We start from the raw sequence: 17,733 nt of genomic DNA, 5'->3' as shown, positions 1-17,733 counted from the left end.
AAGTACTCAAGTGGCTGAAGAGGCGCCCCTGCTAAGGGTGTAGGTCGTTAACGCGGCGCGAGGGTTCAAATCCCTCCTTCTCCGTAGCTTTATCAAAAAAAAATAAAAGCATGGTCCGTTGGTCAAGCGGTTAAGACACCGCCCTTTCACGGCGGTATCACGGGTTCGATTCCCGTACGGATCATATATTTACCAGCATTATGGAGGTTTAGCTCAGCTGGGAGAGCGTCTGCCTTACAAGCAGAATGTCGGCGGTTCGATCCCGTCAACCTCCATTGGTTCCGTGGTGTAGGGGTCAACATGCCTGCCTGTCACGCAGGAGATCGCGGGTTCAAATCCCGTCGGAGCCGTTTAAGTTTCTGGAAAGTGGGCTATACATCTGACAAGATGGCTAGCTTCTCGGATTCTGATTTTTTTATTATGTTGGTCTGATAGCTCAGTTGGTAGAGCACTTGATTGAAGCTCAAGGTGTCGGCGGTTCGAATCCGTCTCGGACCATTTTTTATATGATGGAGGGATAGCGAAGTGGCTAAACGCGGCGGACTGTAAATCCGCTCTTTCGGGTTCGGCAGTTCGAATCTGCCTCCCTCCATTCTTATGATGGCGATCGTGGCGAAGTGGTTAACGCACCGGTTTGTGGATCCGGCATTCGTGGGTTCAATTCCCATCGGTCGCCCTCTTTATTGGGCTATCGCCAAGCGGTAAGGCAACAGACTTTGACTCTGTCATTCGTTGGTTCGAATCCAGCTAGCCCAGTTTTTTTCTAATAACAGCATTTCGGCGGTATAGCCAAGTGGTAAGGCACAGGTCTGCAAAACCTCTATCACCGGTTCAAATCCGGTTACCGCCTTTCCATAACAACAAGATGGAACATTGCAAGCTTCATATCATGCCGGCGTGGCGGAATTGGCAGACGCGCTGGACTCAAAATCCAGTGCCCGCGAGGGCGTGCCGGTTCGACCCCGGCCGCCGGTATCACACAAAGCAGGATCCTGACGATGACATCATCGTTGGGATCCTGTTTTTTCGGTAATAAACGATGAAATCGATCTTTATCCGGAATACACCGGAACGGGATTGCTTGTCGTATTAAAGATGGATATGGAGACCGATCCCCAGAAAGTATATGACACGATCAAAAAAGAATATAACGAACAGTTTGATCTGACCTGGTTGGATTATGCGCAAGCCAATGACAGCGCAGGGCTGGTCATCAAGACGAGCGTAGCCGAAAAATATGGCATCGCTACGATTTCCGATCTGCAGGAGCATGCCAGCGAGCTTCGTTTCGCTTCCCAGGGTGAATTTGATCAGCGGGAAGACGGCCTACCGGGTTTGGCAAAAGCTTACGGCGAATTCAACTGGAAGAGTTCGACGGTCTACGATAACAGCCTGAAATATGAAGTCTTGAAAAATGACGAGGCGGATGTCGCCCCAGCCTACACGACAGAAGGACAACTGACCAATACAGAGGAGTTCACCGTTTTGGTGGATGACAAGCAATTTTGGCCGCCGTACAACTTGGCTCCAGTAATCCGCAATGAAGTATTGGAAGCGAATCCTGACGTGGCGGAAATCCTGAACAACATCAGCAGCACGCTGGACACAGAAAAAGTGACCGCATTGAATGCCAAAGTCGATGTCGATGGCCAAGAATATGAAGAGGTCGCCAAAGAATACTTCGATTCGATAAAGTAAGGAGGCATTGAGGCCGCATGCTGCAAACCGTGATAGAATTCAAAAATGTGACGAAGCTATATGGGGAAGAGAAATCGAAGGCGGTTGATGACATCTCCTTTGCAATCAAGGAAGGCGAGTTCATCACTGTCCTGGGGTCTTCCGGATCCGGCAAAACAACTATTTTAAAAATGATCAATCGTTTGATCCGCGAAGATTCGGGAAACATTACCTTCTTTGGGGAAGACATCAGCGAAATGAACGAAGTGGATCTTAGAAGGGAAATTGGTTATGTTGTACAACAAATCGGCCTGTTCCCGCATATGACCGTAGCCCAGAATATCGCGACAGTCCCGGAACTGCTGAAGTGGGATAAAAAGGACATCCAATCGCGCATCAAAGAATTGTTGGCGCTGGTCCAACTTGATCCGGAAATATTTGCCGACAGAAAGCCTAAAGAATTATCCGGAGGGCAACAACAGCGTGTCGGCGTTGCGCGAGCGCTTGCCGCAAATCCGAAAGTGATGCTGCTGGATGAGCCTTTTGGAGCAGTTGATGCGATTACGCGTCTGCAGCTGCAAAAGGAACTGCAAAAGATCCATAAAGAATTGAGCGATAAAACCTTTGTCTTGGTTACCCATGATATCAACGAGGCTTTCAAGTTGGGAACGAGAGTGCTGATAATGGATAAAGGAAAAGTTTGCCAATTTGATACGCCGCAGGAAATCATACGCAATCCGAAAACGGAATTTGTTGTGAATTTGATCGCCACCGTAAAGGAACATGAGGCATTTTGGGGTGAGTTGAAATGATTGCCTATTGGAATGCCTACCATGAGAAACTACTGTTGGCCACCATGCAGCCCAGCCTATTGCGTTAGTGGGTACGACGCTATTGATAGCCATCCTCATCGCAAGTGGAGTGATCCTGGCCTGCATACATCATGAACGGGTCATGAACGCTTTGATTTACTTGACATCTTTGCTTTATTCGATCCCAAGCCTGGCGCTGTTTGCCATTTTGATCCCGTTGACGGGATTGGGCAGGAATACAGCAATCATCGTATTGGTGATTTATTGTCAATATATACTATTGCGCAGTTTTGCTACGGGGATCCGGGAAATCGATCCGACGATCATCGAAGCCGCTGTCGGAATGGGCATGACCCGAAATCAGATTTTCCGGAAAATCCAAATCCCATTGGCAACGACAGCCATCATCGCCGGGATCCGGATTGCCGCTACCGCAACGATCGGTATCGCAACCATCGCCGCAACGATCAATGCCGGCGGACTGGGGACAGTCCTTTTCGATGGCCTGCGGACATTCAGCGTCGTTAAACTGCTGTGGGGCACTTCGCTGTCGATTTTGTTGAGTCTGTTTGTCAATGTCATCTTGTACTTTGTTGAGGTCGTATTGCGACGTAGATTTTCTTGATTTTTGCAGAGCCAAGACAGTTTCGGGAAAGTAATCGTGTTGGATCCGAGCGCTGAGGGAGAAAGAGCCTCTGAATAGGGTTGCGTTTCCGTAGGTTATTGGTTAGAATGGAATGAGAAACACTGGGGGTGCGCAACTGCGCTGAGACCGACGCTGTCGGAACTCTTTGTACCTGATCTAGTTCATACTAGCGTAGGGAATGTGGCGTTTGACTATTCGCATAGATAGACATCAAAACGTTATATTTTCTGATTTTCGCATCAGATCATATGGCGTTTTTTAATTTCAGTAGGGGTGCGCAACTGCGCTGAGACCGGTATTTTCGGAACCCTTCAAACCTGATCCAGTTCATACTGGCGGAGGGAACTGAGGTCGAGCTGGAATCCGTACGTATTTCCAAGACATCTCAGGGGAGGTGTCTTTTTATTTTCGTTAAACTCAGGGAGGAGGGCAAGCGTTCGGAAAGATAGGGTTAAAAAAGGGATCGAAAAACGAATAAATCAGACTGAAAAGGGGAAAACAAATGAATACCAAAAAATTAGTCACCACTGCCTTGATCATCGCTATGGGGGTAGTCAGCAACAGCATATTCGTCATTCCGATCGGCATTGCCAAAGTAGCACCGATGCAGCACTTATTGAATGTTTTGACCGCTGTCTGGTTAGGACCCGGATATGCCGTCCTGCAGGCTTTTGGCGTTTCCGTACTGCGCAACTTGTTGGGGACGGGAACCATATTTGCTTTTCCTGGCAGCATGATTGGAGCTGTTTGCGCAGGTCTTTTTTATGCCAGAACGCAAAAAATTGGTTACGCTGCACTGGGTGAGTGGGTAGGGACGGGCATCTTGGGATCGTTGGTGAGTACTTTGTTGGCGCAACTCTTTATGGGAATGGAAGCGGCATTGATGATCTTCCTTCCTAGCTTTGCGATCAGTTCCGCCATAGGAGCGGGGATGGCTTATTTCATCATCCGGGAAATGGAAAAAAGGAATGTGCTGGTGCGGAACAGAATGTAAAACCAGCTCCATTTCCGATCTGTTTTTGGGAAGTCAGACAGGTCGGATAGATTAACGAAAAAACAATCGGAAAGCGACCCGGTTGTTTTTTTGTCGTTCTCCGGCGAACGGAGGCTTCGTCGGAGTTGAATCTCGCATTCTGAACTTTTCTCCGATGAGTACAACTTCGCCGGAGTTAAGCCCTATTGTGACCGCTGTTCTCCGAGCTAAAGCTGCTCATCGGAGCTGGCGATTATTTCCGCTGCTCTCCTCCAGTGAACGGGTGAGCATAAGGGTAGGCAACTAACCGGAATGCGAAAGAAAATAATTTTCATTAAATAATAATTGAAAAAACTATTTTCATGTGTTATTCTATCAGCGTAGAGAAAAGGCGAAGTCAAGAAATGCGCACCGCGCATTTGACGTTTGTGCAAAGTAGGAGGCAACAAGCAGTGACAATCATCGAGGAAATCCAAAACCAGTATTCCGCTTTTTCCGCAAATGAGAAAAAAATCGCGGATTACATTCTCCGGAACAAAGCTTCCATCAAAAATATGAACATCAAGGATTTGGCGGCGAAGGTGGATACCTCGACGTCCAGCATCACCCGCTTCTGCAAACATATCAACATCGATGGGTTTGTAGATATGAAGATTGCGTTGCGCTCAGCGACAAGCAAGCAGCCGTCGAAAGAAATGCTGACCGTCTATGATGATATTTATGGCTATTATACGCAAGTCATCGATGAAACCAATCAGATGATCGAGGACCAAGCGATCGAAACGGTTGTCGATTGGATCAAAAACGCAAGCAAAACTGTCATCTACGGCATCGGCAGTTCCGGATTCACCGCCGCAGAATTGGCGCAACGCTTGATCCGGATGGGGCTGAATGTCACGGGGGTCGCAGATTCCCACCTGATGATCATCAACAGCTCGATCATCAAAAAGGATGAATTGGTGATCGCTATTTCCAATTCGGGTGAAACACCGGAGTTGATTATGTCATTGGAGATCGCGAAAAAGAAAAAAGCGAAGATCATCGCGCTGACGAGCTTCAAAAACAGTTCGCTGACAAAACTGGCGGACGTCACGTGCTTCGGTTACCACTCGCGCTTCGTCAACAACACGGTGTTCGTCAATACGCAGTTCGGGATGATGTATCTGATCGATGTGATCTCGACCTTCCTGTTGCAGGACGAGGATTTCCAATACAACATGGATCTGACGAGAGCAAATGTGCAAGGCTATTCAAAAAAAGCGGAGTAGCGAGGGGCCGGGCTTAGTCTATGTGGCTGTGCAAGTCAAATAAAGCTCAGGATGAAAGAGGGAAAAGACAAATGAAAAAAGTGATCATCCATGCAGAAGTGTATACCGGGGAAACCGTCATCGCCGATGGGTTTGTCCGGTTCGGAAAAGAAATCAGCGCAGTCGGGGATATGTCGGAATACGTTGCCGAAACAGACGAGGAAGTGATCGATGCCACAGGAAGCAGGCTCATGCCGGGCTTCATTGATGTCCACAGCCACGGCGGATATGGCGTGGACAACATGGACGGTGATGCCGATGAAATCAACCGGATGATTGAAACGATGCACCGAGAAGGAATCACCAGCTATTTTCCGACAACGATGACGCAATCGACTGAAAATATCGAGAAGGCATTGATCGGTATCCGCAAGGCTGCAGAAAAACATCCTGTCATCCAAGGCATCCACCTCGAAGGGCCGTTCATTTCTGTTGTCCATAAGGGGGCGCAACCCGAAGAGCACATCAAACTACCGGATGCAGCCTTAATGAAAAAGTGGCAGGACTTGAGCGGCGGTTTGATTCGCTTAGTCACCTTTGCACCGGAGACGAGTGATGCGACTGCCTTCGAACAGTACTGCCTGGATAACCAAATCGTACTTTCAGTCGGGCATTCGGATGCTTTACGCAAGCAATTGCAGCAATCCAAAGCAACGCATATCACCCATCTCTACAATGCGCAAAGGGGACTCCACCACCGGGAACCGGGTGTGACCGGACATGCATTCCTGGAGGATGGCATCTATGCGGAAATGATTGTCGATGGTCTGCATATCGATCCGGAAATGGTGAAGATTGCGTTCAAACAAAAGGGTGCCGATCGCATCGAATTGATTACCGACGCTATGCGCGCCAAAGGGATGGGCGATGGTATCAGCGAATTGGGCGGGCAAAAGGTCATCGTCAAGGATGGAGAAGCCCGTCTGGAAAGTGGAAATCTGGCAGGAAGTGTGCTTGAATTCCAGGAAGCTTTCAAGAACATCATCAGTTTTACCGGATGCAGCATTGCGGATGCGGTAAAGATGAGTTCGGTCAATCAGGCACGCGAATTCGGCCTGGTGCGAAAAGGGGGCATCGCTCCTGGAAAAGACGCGGATATGGTGCTGCTTTCGAAGTCATTCACGGTGGAACAGACAATCAGTTATGGACAGACAGTATTCAAAAAAATAGAAAGTAGGGCGTAGATAATGGAAATAATCATCAAAGCGAATCCAGAAGAAGCTAGTCGTTGCGCATTCGAAAAAATCCAGGAGGAAATAGGAAGCGGGGCAAATGTGCTCGGGTTGGCTACCGGCAGCACACCGGAGAGGTTGTACCGCATCATGCGGGAAAGCGATCTTGATTTCTCAGGGATGACATCGATCAATCTTGACGAATACATGGGATTGTCCGAGGACAGTCCACACAGCTATCATCACTTTATGCATGAGCATTTATTCGATGCCAAACCCTTCAAGAAAAATTATCTGCTCGACGGATTGTCGGATGAGACAGAAGAATGTGCGCAATTTGAAGAAATCATTGCAGCGCATCCTATCGATGTGCAGATTCTTGGCATCGGTACGAATGGGCATATCGGTTTCAACGAACCCGGCACCTCTTTTGATTCTCGGACCCAGAAAGTGGCACTGTGGCAATCCACTATCGATTCCAACAAACGCTACTTTGAAGATGAAAAGGATGTCCCGCGTTTTGCCTATTCGATGGGGATCCAATCAATTCTATCAGCTAAAAAAATCATCCTGATGGCTTTCGGAAAAGAAAAAGCCGCTGCCGTCAAAGCAGCGTTGGAAGGACCAATCACGGAAGAGTTGCCGGCGAGCGTTCTGCAGACACATAAGCATGTGACCGTGATACTGGATGAAGCAGCGGCGCAAATGCTCAGCAAAAAATAGTGAATCGACAATCTGCAGGCTATTCTCCAGGAGCCTCCGGATTGTCGTTTTTGCATAAAACGGTTACAATGGAAGCAGAGATAGCATGTAAAGCGTGTGCTTGAGGAATCCAAGGCGGTGATGGAAATGTTGACTGTCGAAACGTCCAGAACATGGTTGAGCCTGTTCATCGAAAAGCTAGAAAAAAACGAGAACTATCTGAACACGTTGGATGCTCCAATCGGGGATGGCGACCACGGTACCAACATGGTTCGGGGAGCAAGGGAGCTGCGGAGCAAACTGGCGCAGGAGCCGCCTGCCGATTTGCCGGAGCTGTTCGTAACGGCCGGTTGGTCCTTCATCCAGAAGACCGGCGGTACAGCCGGTCTTCTCTACGGGCAAGCCTTTCTGCATATGGCACGCGCTTTTCAGGAGAGTGCTGATCTGTTGAGAGGCCTTGCAGGTGGTCTGGAAGGAATCCAAAAGGTCGGCCACGCGGAACTGAAGGAGAAGACCTTGGTGGATGTTTGGATTCCGGTCATGGAAGACATCCGGAACCAGCGCCTGTCGTTGGAGAGAATCAATGAGCATGTCATCAGCACAAAGGATTTTCAGGCGAAGAAAGGTCGGGCGGCGTATGTCTCGGAGCAATTGAACGGGCATATCGATCCCGGAGCGGCATCCTGCGGCTATTTCTTTGAAGCGATGCTGGAAGCGGGGGTGTACGATGAGTGAACAGTACGGCATCTTGTTGGTTTCGCATGTCGCTGAGCTCGCTGACGGGCTGGCCAGATTGCTGAAGCAAGCAGCGAAGGATGTAAACGTGAAGGCGGTGGGCGGAACGGAAGACGGCGGCATCGGCACCGATTTCGATAAAATTATGGGCGCACTCGGCAAAATGAAAGAACCGGAAATCCTGGCCTTCTATGACTTGGGCAGCGCAAAGATGAACCTGGAGCTGGTGCGCGATCTGACCGACAAGAAGCTCATCATCTGCGATGTTGCCTTCGTCGAAGGAGCCTATACGGCAGCGGCTTTGGTGCAGGCGGACACACCATTTGACGATCTCTGCGAACAATTGCAGGGATTGAAAGTGAAATGAGAAACTGAATCCAATAAAATAGCCCATGAGATTCTCCTTTTCAAAAGGAGAATCTCATGGGCTATTTTTTTATTTCGAATAGGCGAGTTTTTTTGAGATTTCCTCTGACATGCGCAGCATGTACTCTTTAATTTTCTCCACTTTTTCATCGGTCATGCGGAATACGGGGCCGCTGATGCTGATGGCTGCCACGACTTTTCCGGTGTAATCGATAAGCGGCACCGAAATGCATTTGGCTCCGATTTCGCATTCTTCGTTATCCATCGCCACGCCTGTTTCCTGGACAGTTTCCAACTCTTTGAAAAGAGCTTCGGATGTTGTGAGGGTTTTGGCGGTCAATGCCGGCATCCCTTTATCTTTCAGGATAGCCTCGATTTCCGTCTCCGTATAGTTTTGAAGGATATTTTTTCCGACGCTGGTCGCATGCAAGGGAGCCCTTTTTCCGATCCGTTGCATCGTCTTCAGCATGTTGTCCGGCCCGTTGATGACATCGATGTAAACCACTTCGTGATCTTCTTCGATAGCCAAACAGGAAGATTCCTGGAATTCTTTCGACAACGCAACCAAGTCATCATGGACCAAGTTACGGATATCATATTGTCCACTCACCAGGCTGCCTAGTTGGGCCAATTTCAAAGTGAGTGCATATTTTGATGAGTCGGCATTTTGGTAAACATAACCGAAGGAATGCAACGTGCTTAAATAACGCAATACGGTGCTGCTGGGTGAATTTACTTGATCCGCGATGTCCTGAAGCCGCATTTCACCACCTTGGGATACGAGTAGTTCGATGATCTGCAGTACTTTTTCGACGGATTGATTTTTTTTGACTTTTTTTTCGATCACATTGTTTCTCCCCTTCATGAAAGGATTTCTCTTGATTGCAGTTTACCATATCCATCATAATTACTCAATTTTTATTTCACTAAGAGAAATTTAATTTCAAAAGTTGTTGACAGCGAGAAAAGCCTCTGCTAAACTGTGGTTACACAAAAGTAAAAATCAATTTCACAGAGTGAAATGCCTTGGAGGTAATGATATGTTAGTAGCAGAAGCGATTGTACAAATTTTGGAAAAAGAAGGAATTGAAGACGTTTTCGGAATCCCAGGTGCAGGCATCAACCCAGTCTACAAATATTTGGAGAAATCCGATTCCATCAAACACATGGTCATGAGACACGAAGAAGCTTGTACCCACGCAGCAGATGGCTATTACCGTTCCAGCGGGAAAATGGCAGTGGCTGCTTGTACAGCCGGTCCCGGAGCAACGAATTTTATTACGGGTATTTATACTGCGAACATTGACTCCATTCCATTCTTGGCATTGACAGGACAATCCGTAAGATCACAACTGAACAAGGATGCTTTTCAATCAGTGGACATCGTGTCGATCGCTAAACCGATCGCAAAAGGCGCTTGGTGTGTCATGGATCCTAATGATACCGTCGAGATTTTCCGTGAAGGCTTCCGGATTGCACGCGAAGGCAAACCAGGTCCGATTCTGATTGATTTGCCGTTGGATGTACAGATGGCCGAAATTGACTTTGACATCGACAGCTACGTTCCTTATGAAATCGAAAGACCAGCGCCAGAAACAGATAAAATCAAAGCGGCTTTACGTTTGATCTCAGAAGCGAAAGCACCAGTCATGATTATGGGCGGCGGAGTCATCCTTTCTGAAGCAACAAGCGAATGCGTTGAACTTGCTGAAATGTTGCAGCTACCGGTTATTACTACCTATATGGCTAAAGGCGGAATCCCGGTTAATCATCCATTGAATGCAGGACATGCCGGTATTCAATGCGGTGGCCCGCTTGGAAACAAAGTATTGAGCGAAGCGGATGTTGTTTTGGGAATCGGTTGCCGCTTCACGGACCGTCATACTGGGGATATCAAAGTTTATTCGGAAGGCCGTAAATTCATCCATATCGACATCGAACCGAGCCAAATCGGGAAAATTATCCCGGCTGAAATCGGCATCGTAGCGGATGCGAAAATGGCAATCGAAGCGTTGCTGTCTGAGGCTAAAAAAATGGAATCGTTCGGAGCCAAAGGGCTTGTGTCGGAATTACCGCAATTGAGTATCGACATGAAGCGAAAAACTGACTACGATAGCACACCAATCAAACCACAGCGCGTATTCCAAGAGATGAATGAAGTGTTCGGTGATGAGGTTATGTTTACAACCGGCTGTGGTTTGACGCAGATTTGGTCCGGTCAACTGCAGGATATCAACCGTCCGAGAAAGTATTTGCCATCAGGCGGAGCAGGTACTTTAGGCTTTGACATCCCTGGTGCAATCGGAGCTTCTGTTGGAGCGCCGGGAATCAAGACCGTTGCCGTTTTGGGTGATTTCGGATTTACTTTCATGGTTGAAGAAATCGCTGTTGCGGCAGTCAACGATATCCCGTTGGTTGTTGTCATCGTCAACAATGCTTACTTAGGTTTGATCCGTCAAAACCAAAAGTATGGCTATGACTTTGACTACGGAGTATATATGCCCGAGAATCAAGGTGTAATGGATTATGTTAAGGTTGCGGAAGGCTTCGGTTGTGAAGCAGAACGTGTCTTGAATCCGGAAGACATCAAACCAGCTTTGGAACGTGCGTATGCCTCTAAAAAACCATACATTATCGATATCGTATGTGACGAAGATACAGACTGTTCAATGGGCGCAAGCATCGCGGCTGTAAGAGAATTCGTATAAAATCGCTGCAACAAGAAGGCGGCATCTCCGTTTGTGGAACTCGGCAAGCGGGAATGCTGCCGTCTTTATAGGCAAAGCGGGAATCAACCAAAACAGTGAAGGTAGGGAAAACCATGATAGAACCAATGAATAAATATTTGCAGATCGGCTTGATCCATTTTATGGCCTATCCGCAAGCGATGAACTTTAAAGATCAAGGGAACATTGTAGAGACTGTAAAAAAAATAGTTGTGGATGATTACTTTGATGCCATCGAAATTTCGCATATCGAGAAGGATGAAGATCGTGTAGCAATCAAAAAAATGCTGGATTCCAGCCATATGAAAGTCTGCTATGGCGCGCAACCACGCTTACTGACAGCTGGTTTGAATCCGAATGCCATCGATGAGACGGAACGATTGAAGGCGGAAGCAATCCTGATCGATTCGATCGATGAAGCGGAATACTTAGGTGCAAAAGGGATAGCTTTCCTTGCTGGTAAATATGAAGAAATCACTAAGGACGAAGCTTTCCGTCAACTGATCAAGACGACAAAGACTATTTGTGAATATGCAGCTAAGAAGGACATGAGCATCACTTTAGAAGTTTTTGATTATGATCTCGATAAGAAATCTTTGATGGGGCCTGCACCTTATGCTGCTTTCTTTGCCGCGGAAATGCGGAATCTTGTGGATAATTTTGGATTGATGATGGATCTGTCCCATATTCCGCAAACACATGAAACTTCGAAATTTGCAATCCAAGTCACTAAACCTTATGTCACGCATCTGCACATGGGAAATGGTGTATTGAAAGAAGGCGCGGAAGCCTTCGGAGATACACACCCACGCTTCGGTTTCCCGAACAGTGTAAATGATGTGCCGGAATTGTTGGATTTTTTGAGAGTCTTGCAAACTGAAGGATTCTTTGATAGTGTCAATCCGCCAGTGCTATCATTTGAAGTGAAGCCATGGCAAGATGAAGATCCAGATGTAGTCATTGCGAACGCTAAACGTACGCTGAACCGGGCGTGGAGTCTGTTATAAAACAAGGAGGAAACGAAATGAAAATAGTTGTATTGGATGGTTATACCCTTAATCCAGGCGATCTCTCTTGGGGACGTTTGGAAAATTTCGGGGAATGCGCTATCTATGATCGCACCCCGAAAGATGAAGTTATCTCGCGAATCGGGGATGCTTCGATTGTATTCACAAATAAAACGCCATTAACGGCTGAAATTTTCGCGGCTTGTCCGAATATACGCTACGTAGGGGTTTTGGCGACAGGATACAACGTTGTGGATGTGGCTGCAGCCACCGAACATGGTATAACCGTTACAAATATCCCGACTTACGGAACGACAGCTGTTGCGCAATTTACTTTTGCACTGTTGTTGGAAGTCTGCCATCATATCGGTGAACATGATAAGGCAGTCAAACAAGGCCGTTGGCAGGAATCTGGGGATTTTTGTTTCTGGGATTATCCGCTGATAGAATTGGCAGGCAAAAAAATGGGTATCATCGGGTTTGGCCGCATCGGTCAAACTGTGGCAAAAATTGCCATCGCATTCGGTATGGAAGTGTTAGCTTATGATCACTTCGCCAATAAAGCATTAGAGAATGAGCACACTAAAATCGTGGATTTGGATGAGCTGTTGGAGCATTCCGATGTCGTTTCCTTGCATTGCCCGTTATTCCCGGAAACCGAAGGGATCATTAATGCGGCAGCTTTGGATAAAATGAAATCCAGCGCTATTTTGATCAACACATCACGTGGCCCGTTGATTGTCGAAGAAGATCTGGCGGCAGCATTGAATGCCGGCAAGTTGCAAGGTGCAGCAGTGGATGTCGTTTCGACAGAACCAGTGACGGAAGAAAATCCATTGTTCACTGCAAAAAATTGTTTGATCACACCGCATATCGCATGGGCGCCGATTGAAGCCAGATTACGCTTGTTGAATATCGCAATCGATAATGTTGAGGCATTTTTGGAAGGCAATCCAGTGAATCGCGTTTCTTGATGAAACAAAGCATAAAGGAGAACAGACATGAAACTGAGAGATGATGCAACGCAGATCATAAATCAATCAATTCAGGCGGTATTACCGGATAAAGCCGTCACAAATGCCTTAAGTAAGATGGATATAGATGGAAACATCCATATCATCGCAATCGGAAAAGCAGCTTGGCGCATGACGAAAGCGGCGGTCGATTGTCTGGGCCAGCAATTCAAAGGCGGGATGGTCTTGACGAAATATGGACATTCCCTTGGTGAAATAGAACGAGTGACCATTTTTGAGGCTGGCCATCCCATACCGGATCAAGCGTCCATCGACGCAACCACTGAAATTTTGCAGTATGTGTCCGATATTCCGGAAGAAGACGCAATCATATTTTTGATTTCCGGAGGCGGTTCCGCCTTGTTTGAAAAAACGCGGAATCAGATTTCCTTGGCTGAACTGGAAGATATCAACAAGCAACTTTTGAATTGTGGAGCGAACATTGTCGAAATCAACACAATCCGTAAGCATCTCTCGGAAGTAAAAGGTGGCCAATTTGCCCAGTTGTGTTCTCCTCGTCAAATACATGCCATCATCCTATCTGATGTTTTGGGGGATCGACTGGATACGATCGCATCCGGTCCGGCTTACCCTGATTTTTCGACGAGCACAGAGGCGGAAAAAATTGTGGAGAAATACGATTTGAAATTGTCGGAAAATGCACAAAAAGCCTTGCTGAGAGAAACGCCTAAATCGTTGGATAATGTAAAGAGCACATTAATCGGTAGTGTGGATATTTTATGCCGCGAGGCGGTAATGCATGCGCAATCACTCGGTTATCACACAACGTTGCTGTCGACCGCCATTGAAGAGGAAGCTTCTTCGGTAGGGGAACGCCTTGGGAAGCTTGCCAGAAAAATTGTCTCTGGGCAAGAAGATGCACAACTCCCGTGTGCCATCATCTCCGGTGGGGAACCTGTTGTTACGATCAAAGGTGATGGTTTGGGCGGCAGAAACCAGGAACTGGCGTTGGCAGCAGCTTTCCAGATTTCCGGATTGCCGCAGGTGGTCTTGGCATCGGTCGGATCGGACGGCACGGATGGGCCTACGGATGCGGCTGGAGGACTGGTTGATGGCGATAGCTTAGCGCGCATGAGGAGAAGCTATGCAGACGTGGAAGGGTTGTTGGCGAACAATGATTCCAATAAGGCCCTTGCAAGCAGTGGAGATCTGATTGTTACAGGTCCTACTGGTACGAATGTAAATGATCTGATTATATTGCTGATCGAGAAAGCGCCGGTCTGATAAAGGCAGTCGCACAACAAGAAGAAGGGTTTGCCTCTAACTGAGGTAAACCCTTCTTCTTGTTGTGCGCTTCCCAGTCGGAGGAGCGCGGTGGTATGCGTGCGCAGCTCCTATGAAAGTACCACTCGCCGGAGCACGCCGGTGACAATCAGCATTACCTCCGGCGAAGCTATTCTCACCGGAGGACACAACCAGAATGTCCGCCGAACTCCGTTGAAACCTACGTTCGCCGGAGTAGCCGTCCCTTAGCTGCTTTTCTTGCTTAAACCATCAAGCCAGTGAATCAGTTGTTGATATGTGCGTCGTCCTGCTAGCTTTGTCAGATCAGCATCAAAGTCGTGCGGCATTCCCAGAACAGGATGGAGCACAACTTCGGGTATCAGCTGAGCAGCTTGTTGGGTGAAATGGTAGGGCACGTCCTTGTCGGCCGTGCTGGCTGTAAGAAAAGTAGGCGGTAACAACTGCAGTTCTTCTGCGGTCAAATTGAAGGCCGTACGTTTTGTTTTGTCCTTCAGGAACAGTGGAATCCATTTTCCTGTCTGGCGGGCATGAAGGTATAGCGGAAACCTCGCAGTAACGGGTCCCACAGCAAGCGGCTGCTTTTGGATCAGCTGCTCCACATAAGACGCAGGAACTTTTGGGAAGGTGTTGTAGTAAGCATTCGGCTGATGGAAAGAGGGCTCATCCAGTGAATAGTAACCATAAAAACTGACCAGTCCTTTCAGATGGTGATCCGCCGAACGGGCTGCCAACTGAAAGGAAAGGTAGGCACCGGCTGAACGGCCGAAAAGCACATAATCCGCCGAACCCAAGTGGAACAAATTTTTCCCGTCCTCGTTGAACCAAACCACGGCTTGCTGTAGGCACAGCATGATTTCGGGCAATTGAGCTTCCGGAGCCAAGGGATAATCGATCGTCAGCAACGCATATCCGGCCTCCGCCAAAAGTTTTTTATATGCATCGGGGAGGTCATCGCGGTCTCCGAACACCAACCCGCCCCCGTGCAGGTAGAGGAGCGTCAATGGTTTAGGGAATTCTGTTGCAGCGGGATAAAACGTCGCCTGCAGTGGCAAACCTTCATATACAAAGTAAGTTTCGGTTGAAGCATTCATTCTTTTATCATTCCTTTCGCTGAAGTCCCTTCAACTTTATCACAATCGCCTTCATTTAAAACGGCTCGATGTGTACACTTGGCACAAAAATATATCCGATTTTGTGTATTATGTTAATGATAAGCTGCCAAGAAGCGCTTACAATATGAGTATGATATTTCGGAGGAGGAAACGGAAAAATGGACTGGTTTAAGACAATTCAAGAGAATGTTGATTTATTATCGGGTATCGGCAGCGATCCAACGGGCGGTATGACGCGCTTGCTTTACTCCGATTCTTGGTTGGAAGCTCAGAATGCCGTAAAAAACAAACTGGAAGAAATCGGAATGGAAACACATTTTGATGAAATCGGCAATCTTTTCGGAAGAATGGAAGGTTCGGAATACCCGGATGAAACCATCATGTCCGGGTCCCATATAGACACTGTCATAAATGGCGGCAATTTGGATGGCCAATTCGGTGTGATAGCGGCTTATGTAGCCATGGCTTACTTAAAAGAGACATATGGTCAGCCGTTGCGGTCACTCGAAGTCATCTCGATGGCCGAAGAAGAGGGCAGCCGTTTTCCGACTGTGTTTTGGGGAAGCAAAAACTTCGTAAATGAGGCCAAGATTGAGGATGTTGAGGCGATCAGTGACTTTGAAGGCATCCGATTTGTGGATGCGATGCATCAAGCCGGTTTCGATTTCAAGAAGGGCACGCAAAAAAGAAGAGAAGATATCAAAGCCTTCGTGGAACTGCATATCGAGCAAGGAAACGTCCTAGAAAATGAAGGCCTCCAAATCGGCGTAGTTAACAGCATCGCCGGACAGCGCCGTTACACCGTCGTTCTGAAAGGGCAAGCGAACCATGCAGGCACGACACCGATGGGTTACCGCCGCGATGCAGTCTATGCTTTCAGCCGCATTTGTTCTGAGTCGATCGAAAAGGCGAGAGCAATCGGAGATCCGTTGGTGTTGACCTTCGGAAAAGTGGAACCGAAACCGAATACGGTGAATGTGGTGCCGGGAGAAGTTTTGTTCACAATCGATTGCCGCCATACCGACAGCAACGTGCTGATCGATTTCACCCAAAAATTGGAGCAACGCATCAATGAAATCGCGAATGAAATGGATATCGAGGCAACCATCGACCTTTGGATGGATGAAGCGCCGGTTCCAATGGCTGCAGACATCGTATCGATTCTCGAAGAAGCCGCTAAAAAAGCAAATATGAAATACCGTGTGATGCACAGCGGAGCCGGACATGACTCCCAGATCATCGCGCCGCATTATCCGACAGCCATGATCTTTGTTCCGAGCATCGGGGGTATCAGCCACAACCCGGCTGAAGCAACCAAGCTGGAAGATTTGGTGGAAGGCGTCAAGATGATGGCAAGCGCACTTTATGAATTAGCGTATAAATAGAACGATACCAGAGAGATAGGATGGAGAGAGAATGGGGTACAAAAACAATAATACAGGCTATAGAGACGGACTGTTGGAATCAAGAGCCGTAATCAAGAGACACAACTATGCTTTGCTTCCGCATGATGGATTGGTGAAAAACGTCGTTCCCGGCTTTGAAAATTGCGAGGTCACCATTTTGGCTTCACCAAAATTGGGAGCCAACTTTGTGGATTACATCATTTCGATGCAGGCGGGCGGCAAAAATGAAAAAGGTTTCGGTGCTGAAGGAGTAGAAACCTTCGTTTACGTCTTGGATGGAAAATTGAAGGTCAGCGACGGAATGGAGAGCCATGAGCTGGAAACCGGCGGCTATGCCTATTTGCCGGCAGGTGTCTTGATGTACTTGGAAAACAACCAGGAAGCCACTACGGAAATCTTCCTTTACAAAAAACGCTACGAGCCTTTGGAAGGCCATGAAGCGCATAAGGTCGTGGGCAACAGCAATGACTTGATTCCTTCTGAATATGAAGGGATGGAAGATGTCTTGTTGTGGGATCTGTTGCCTACAGATATCGGTTTTGACATGAATTTCCATATCCTTTCCTTCGAACCGGGCGCAAGCCATGGCTACATCGAGACCCATGTGCAGGAACACGGAGCCTATATCCTGTCGGGCCAAGGCATGTACAACTTGGACAATGACTGGATGCCTGTCGAGAAGGGCGATTATATCTTCATGGGTGCGTACGTGCCTCAAGCTGCCTATGCAGTCGGCAGAGGGGAGCCGTTGCGTTACGTCTATTCGAAGGACTGTAACCGCGATCCTAAAATTTGATGACAAGGAGCATAACA

General features: G+C 47.7%; 15 protein-coding genes, 9 tRNA genes, 2 pseudogenes and 2 riboswitches. Of the genes and pseudogenes, 24 read left to right on the top strand and 2 right to left on the bottom strand.

Translation table 11 applies throughout. The features are described 5' to 3' along the window. The first annotated feature begins 112 nt into the window (after positions 1 to 112). From C8U37_RS12510 to dhaM, 18 genes and pseudogenes are all read left to right on the top strand, one after another. Positions 113 to 184 (top strand) — tRNA-Glu (locus C8U37_RS12510). A gap of 18 nt (positions 185 to 202) precedes the next feature. Further along, positions 203 to 275: transfer RNA gene (locus C8U37_RS12505), tRNA-Val, on the top strand. A gap of 2 nt (positions 276 to 277) precedes the next feature. Further along, positions 278 to 350, top strand: a tRNA-Asp gene (locus C8U37_RS12500). 75 nt (positions 351 to 425) lie between these two features. Continuing rightward, a tRNA-Phe gene (locus C8U37_RS12495) sits at positions 426 to 498 on the top strand. 13 nt (positions 499 to 511) lie between these two features. Beyond that, a tRNA-Tyr gene (locus C8U37_RS12490) sits at positions 512 to 592 on the top strand. A gap of 11 nt (positions 593 to 603) precedes the next feature. Beyond that, positions 604 to 676, top strand: a tRNA-His gene (locus C8U37_RS12485). 8 nt (positions 677 to 684) lie between these two features. Next, positions 685 to 756: transfer RNA gene (locus C8U37_RS12480), tRNA-Gln, on the top strand. A 23-nt stretch (positions 757 to 779) separates the two neighbouring features. Beyond that, positions 780 to 850, top strand: a tRNA-Cys gene (locus tag C8U37_RS12475). A 41-nt stretch (positions 851 to 891) separates the two neighbouring features. Further along, positions 892 to 975: transfer RNA gene (locus C8U37_RS12470), tRNA-Leu, on the top strand. A 54-nt stretch (positions 976 to 1,029) separates the two neighbouring features. Continuing rightward, positions 1,030 to 1,698: pseudogene (locus tag C8U37_RS12465) on the top strand (glycine betaine ABC transporter substrate-binding protein); the annotation flags it as partial. A gap of 17 nt (positions 1,699 to 1,715) precedes the next feature. After that, the gene (locus tag C8U37_RS12460; RefSeq protein ID WP_108033550.1) at positions 1,716 to 2,489 is read left to right on the top strand and encodes an ABC transporter ATP-binding protein; all 774 of its coding nucleotides are present in this window, start codon (positions 1,716 to 1,718) and stop codon (positions 2,487 to 2,489) included. Next, positions 2,486 to 3,114 (top strand): annotated as a pseudogene (locus tag C8U37_RS12455) (ABC transporter permease). The gene C8U37_RS12460 and the pseudogene C8U37_RS12455 overlap by 4 nt, the downstream one beginning before the upstream one ends. A 114-nt stretch (positions 3,115 to 3,228) precedes the next feature. Further along, a riboswitch (TPP riboswitch) is annotated at positions 3,229 to 3,331 on the top strand. 63 nt (positions 3,332 to 3,394) lie between these two features. Then, positions 3,395 to 3,496: riboswitch (TPP riboswitch) on the top strand. A gap of 141 nt (positions 3,497 to 3,637) precedes the next feature. After that, the gene (thiW, locus tag C8U37_RS12450) at positions 3,638 to 4,129 is read left to right on the top strand and encodes an energy coupling factor transporter S component ThiW (protein WP_108033549.1); all 492 of its coding nucleotides are present in this window, start codon (positions 3,638 to 3,640) and stop codon (positions 4,127 to 4,129) included. Between the two features lie 431 nt (positions 4,130 to 4,560). Beyond that, entirely contained in the window at positions 4,561 to 5,376 is an 816-nt protein-coding gene (locus tag C8U37_RS12445) for a MurR/RpiR family transcriptional regulator (RefSeq protein WP_108033548.1), read from the top strand. A gap of 71 nt (positions 5,377 to 5,447) precedes the next feature. Continuing rightward, on the top strand, positions 5,448 to 6,599 hold the full coding sequence (gene nagA, locus C8U37_RS12440) for an N-acetylglucosamine-6-phosphate deacetylase (protein ID WP_108033547.1): 1,152 nt from the start codon (positions 5,448 to 5,450) through the stop codon (positions 6,597 to 6,599). Between the two features lie 3 nt (positions 6,600 to 6,602). Continuing rightward, positions 6,603 to 7,310, top strand: coding sequence for a glucosamine-6-phosphate deaminase (gene nagB, locus C8U37_RS12435; protein WP_108033546.1), 708 nt, complete (start codon positions 6,603 to 6,605; stop codon positions 7,308 to 7,310). 126 nt (positions 7,311 to 7,436) lie between these two features. Beyond that, positions 7,437 to 8,024 carry a dihydroxyacetone kinase subunit DhaL gene (dhaL, locus tag C8U37_RS12430; RefSeq protein ID WP_108033545.1) on the top strand — a complete coding sequence of 196 codons (588 nt, stop codon included), beginning with the start codon at positions 7,437 to 7,439 and terminating at the stop codon, positions 8,022 to 8,024. Continuing rightward, on the top strand, positions 8,017 to 8,391 hold the full coding sequence (gene dhaM, locus C8U37_RS12425) for a dihydroxyacetone kinase phosphoryl donor subunit DhaM (protein WP_108033544.1): 375 nt from the start codon (positions 8,017 to 8,019) through the stop codon (positions 8,389 to 8,391). The genes dhaL and dhaM overlap by 8 nt, the downstream gene beginning before the upstream one ends. A 69-nt stretch (positions 8,392 to 8,460) precedes the next feature. On the opposite strand, the gene C8U37_RS12420 is transcribed toward dhaM, so the two are convergent. Then, positions 8,461 to 9,237: an IclR family transcriptional regulator gene (locus C8U37_RS12420; protein ID WP_170100289.1), complete on the bottom strand. Its 777-nt coding sequence runs from the start codon at positions 9,235 to 9,237 to the stop codon at positions 8,461 to 8,463. Between the two features lie 193 nt (positions 9,238 to 9,430). Between C8U37_RS12420 and C8U37_RS12415 the strand changes: the two genes are divergently transcribed. From C8U37_RS12415 to C8U37_RS12400, 4 genes are all read left to right on the top strand, one after another. Then, complete coding sequence (locus C8U37_RS12415) at positions 9,431 to 11,098, top strand: thiamine pyrophosphate-dependent enzyme (protein ID WP_108033542.1); 1,668 nt, start codon at positions 9,431 to 9,433, stop codon at positions 11,096 to 11,098. Positions 11,099 to 11,211: 113 nt separating this feature from the next. Beyond that, positions 11,212 to 12,123: a sugar phosphate isomerase/epimerase family protein gene (locus tag C8U37_RS12410; RefSeq protein WP_108033541.1), complete on the top strand. Its 912-nt coding sequence runs from the start codon at positions 11,212 to 11,214 to the stop codon at positions 12,121 to 12,123. Between the two features lie 17 nt (positions 12,124 to 12,140). Then, on the top strand, positions 12,141 to 13,097 hold the full coding sequence (locus tag C8U37_RS12405; protein WP_108033540.1) for a D-2-hydroxyacid dehydrogenase: 957 nt from the start codon (positions 12,141 to 12,143) through the stop codon (positions 13,095 to 13,097). Between the two features lie 27 nt (positions 13,098 to 13,124). Beyond that, on the top strand, positions 13,125 to 14,381 hold the full coding sequence (locus tag C8U37_RS12400; protein ID WP_108033539.1) for a glycerate kinase type-2 family protein: 1,257 nt from the start codon (positions 13,125 to 13,127) through the stop codon (positions 14,379 to 14,381). A 245-nt stretch (positions 14,382 to 14,626) separates the two neighbouring features. On the opposite strand, the gene C8U37_RS12395 is transcribed toward C8U37_RS12400, so the two are convergent. Continuing rightward, positions 14,627 to 15,493: an alpha/beta hydrolase gene (locus C8U37_RS12395; RefSeq protein WP_108033538.1), complete on the bottom strand. Its 867-nt coding sequence runs from the start codon at positions 15,491 to 15,493 to the stop codon at positions 14,627 to 14,629. A 179-nt stretch (positions 15,494 to 15,672) separates the two neighbouring features. On the opposite strand from C8U37_RS12395, the gene allC reads away from it, so the two are divergent. Both allC and allE read left to right on the top strand, forming a co-directional pair. Continuing rightward, entirely contained in the window at positions 15,673 to 16,899 is a 1,227-nt protein-coding gene (gene allC / locus C8U37_RS12390) for an allantoate deiminase (RefSeq protein WP_108033537.1), read from the top strand. 31 nt (positions 16,900 to 16,930) lie between these two features. Continuing rightward, positions 16,931 to 17,716 (top strand): (S)-ureidoglycine aminohydrolase, encoded by a 786-nt coding sequence (allE, locus tag C8U37_RS12385; RefSeq protein WP_108033536.1) that lies wholly within the window; start codon positions 16,931 to 16,933, stop codon positions 17,714 to 17,716. Positions 17,717 to 17,733 lie beyond the last annotated feature (17 nt).

Source organism: Trichococcus patagoniensis (assembly GCF_003051085.1).
In the GTDB taxonomy this organism is placed as follows: Bacteria; Bacillota; Bacilli; order Lactobacillales; family Aerococcaceae; genus Trichococcus; species Trichococcus patagoniensis.
Note: the sequence above shows the minus strand (reverse complement) of the source record. Positions and strands in the feature narration are given on the sequence as shown.

Bases quoted from the DNA above. Each gene is read 5' to 3' on its own strand.
- C8U37_RS12460 (WP_108033550.1), top strand. From the start codon at position 1,716: ATGCTGCAAACCGTGATAGAATTCAAAAATGTGACGAAGCTATATGGG.
- thiW (WP_108033549.1), top strand. From the start codon at position 3,638: ATGAATACCAAAAAATTAGTCACCACTGCCTTGATCATCGCTATGGGG.
- nagA (WP_108033547.1), top strand. From the start codon at position 5,448: ATGAAAAAAGTGATCATCCATGCAGAAGTGTATACCGGGGAAACCGTC.
- nagB (WP_108033546.1), top strand. From the start codon at position 6,603: ATGGAAATAATCATCAAAGCGAATCCAGAAGAAGCTAGTCGTTGCGCA.
- dhaL (WP_108033545.1), top strand. From the start codon at position 7,437: ATGTTGACTGTCGAAACGTCCAGAACATGGTTGAGCCTGTTCATCGAA.
- dhaM (WP_108033544.1), top strand. From the start codon at position 8,017: ATGAGTGAACAGTACGGCATCTTGTTGGTTTCGCATGTCGCTGAGCTC.
- C8U37_RS12415 (WP_108033542.1), top strand. From the start codon at position 9,431: ATGTTAGTAGCAGAAGCGATTGTACAAATTTTGGAAAAAGAAGGAATT.
- C8U37_RS12410 (WP_108033541.1), top strand. From the start codon at position 11,212: ATGATAGAACCAATGAATAAATATTTGCAGATCGGCTTGATCCATTTT.
- C8U37_RS12405 (WP_108033540.1), top strand. From the start codon at position 12,141: ATGAAAATAGTTGTATTGGATGGTTATACCCTTAATCCAGGCGATCTC.
- C8U37_RS12400 (WP_108033539.1), top strand. From the start codon at position 13,125: ATGAAACTGAGAGATGATGCAACGCAGATCATAAATCAATCAATTCAG.
- C8U37_RS12395 (WP_108033538.1), bottom strand. From the start codon at position 15,493: ATGAATGCTTCAACCGAAACTTACTTTGTATATGAAGGTTTGCCACTG.
- allC (WP_108033537.1), top strand. From the start codon at position 15,673: ATGGACTGGTTTAAGACAATTCAAGAGAATGTTGATTTATTATCGGGT.
- allE (WP_108033536.1), top strand. From the start codon at position 16,931: ATGGGGTACAAAAACAATAATACAGGCTATAGAGACGGACTGTTGGAA.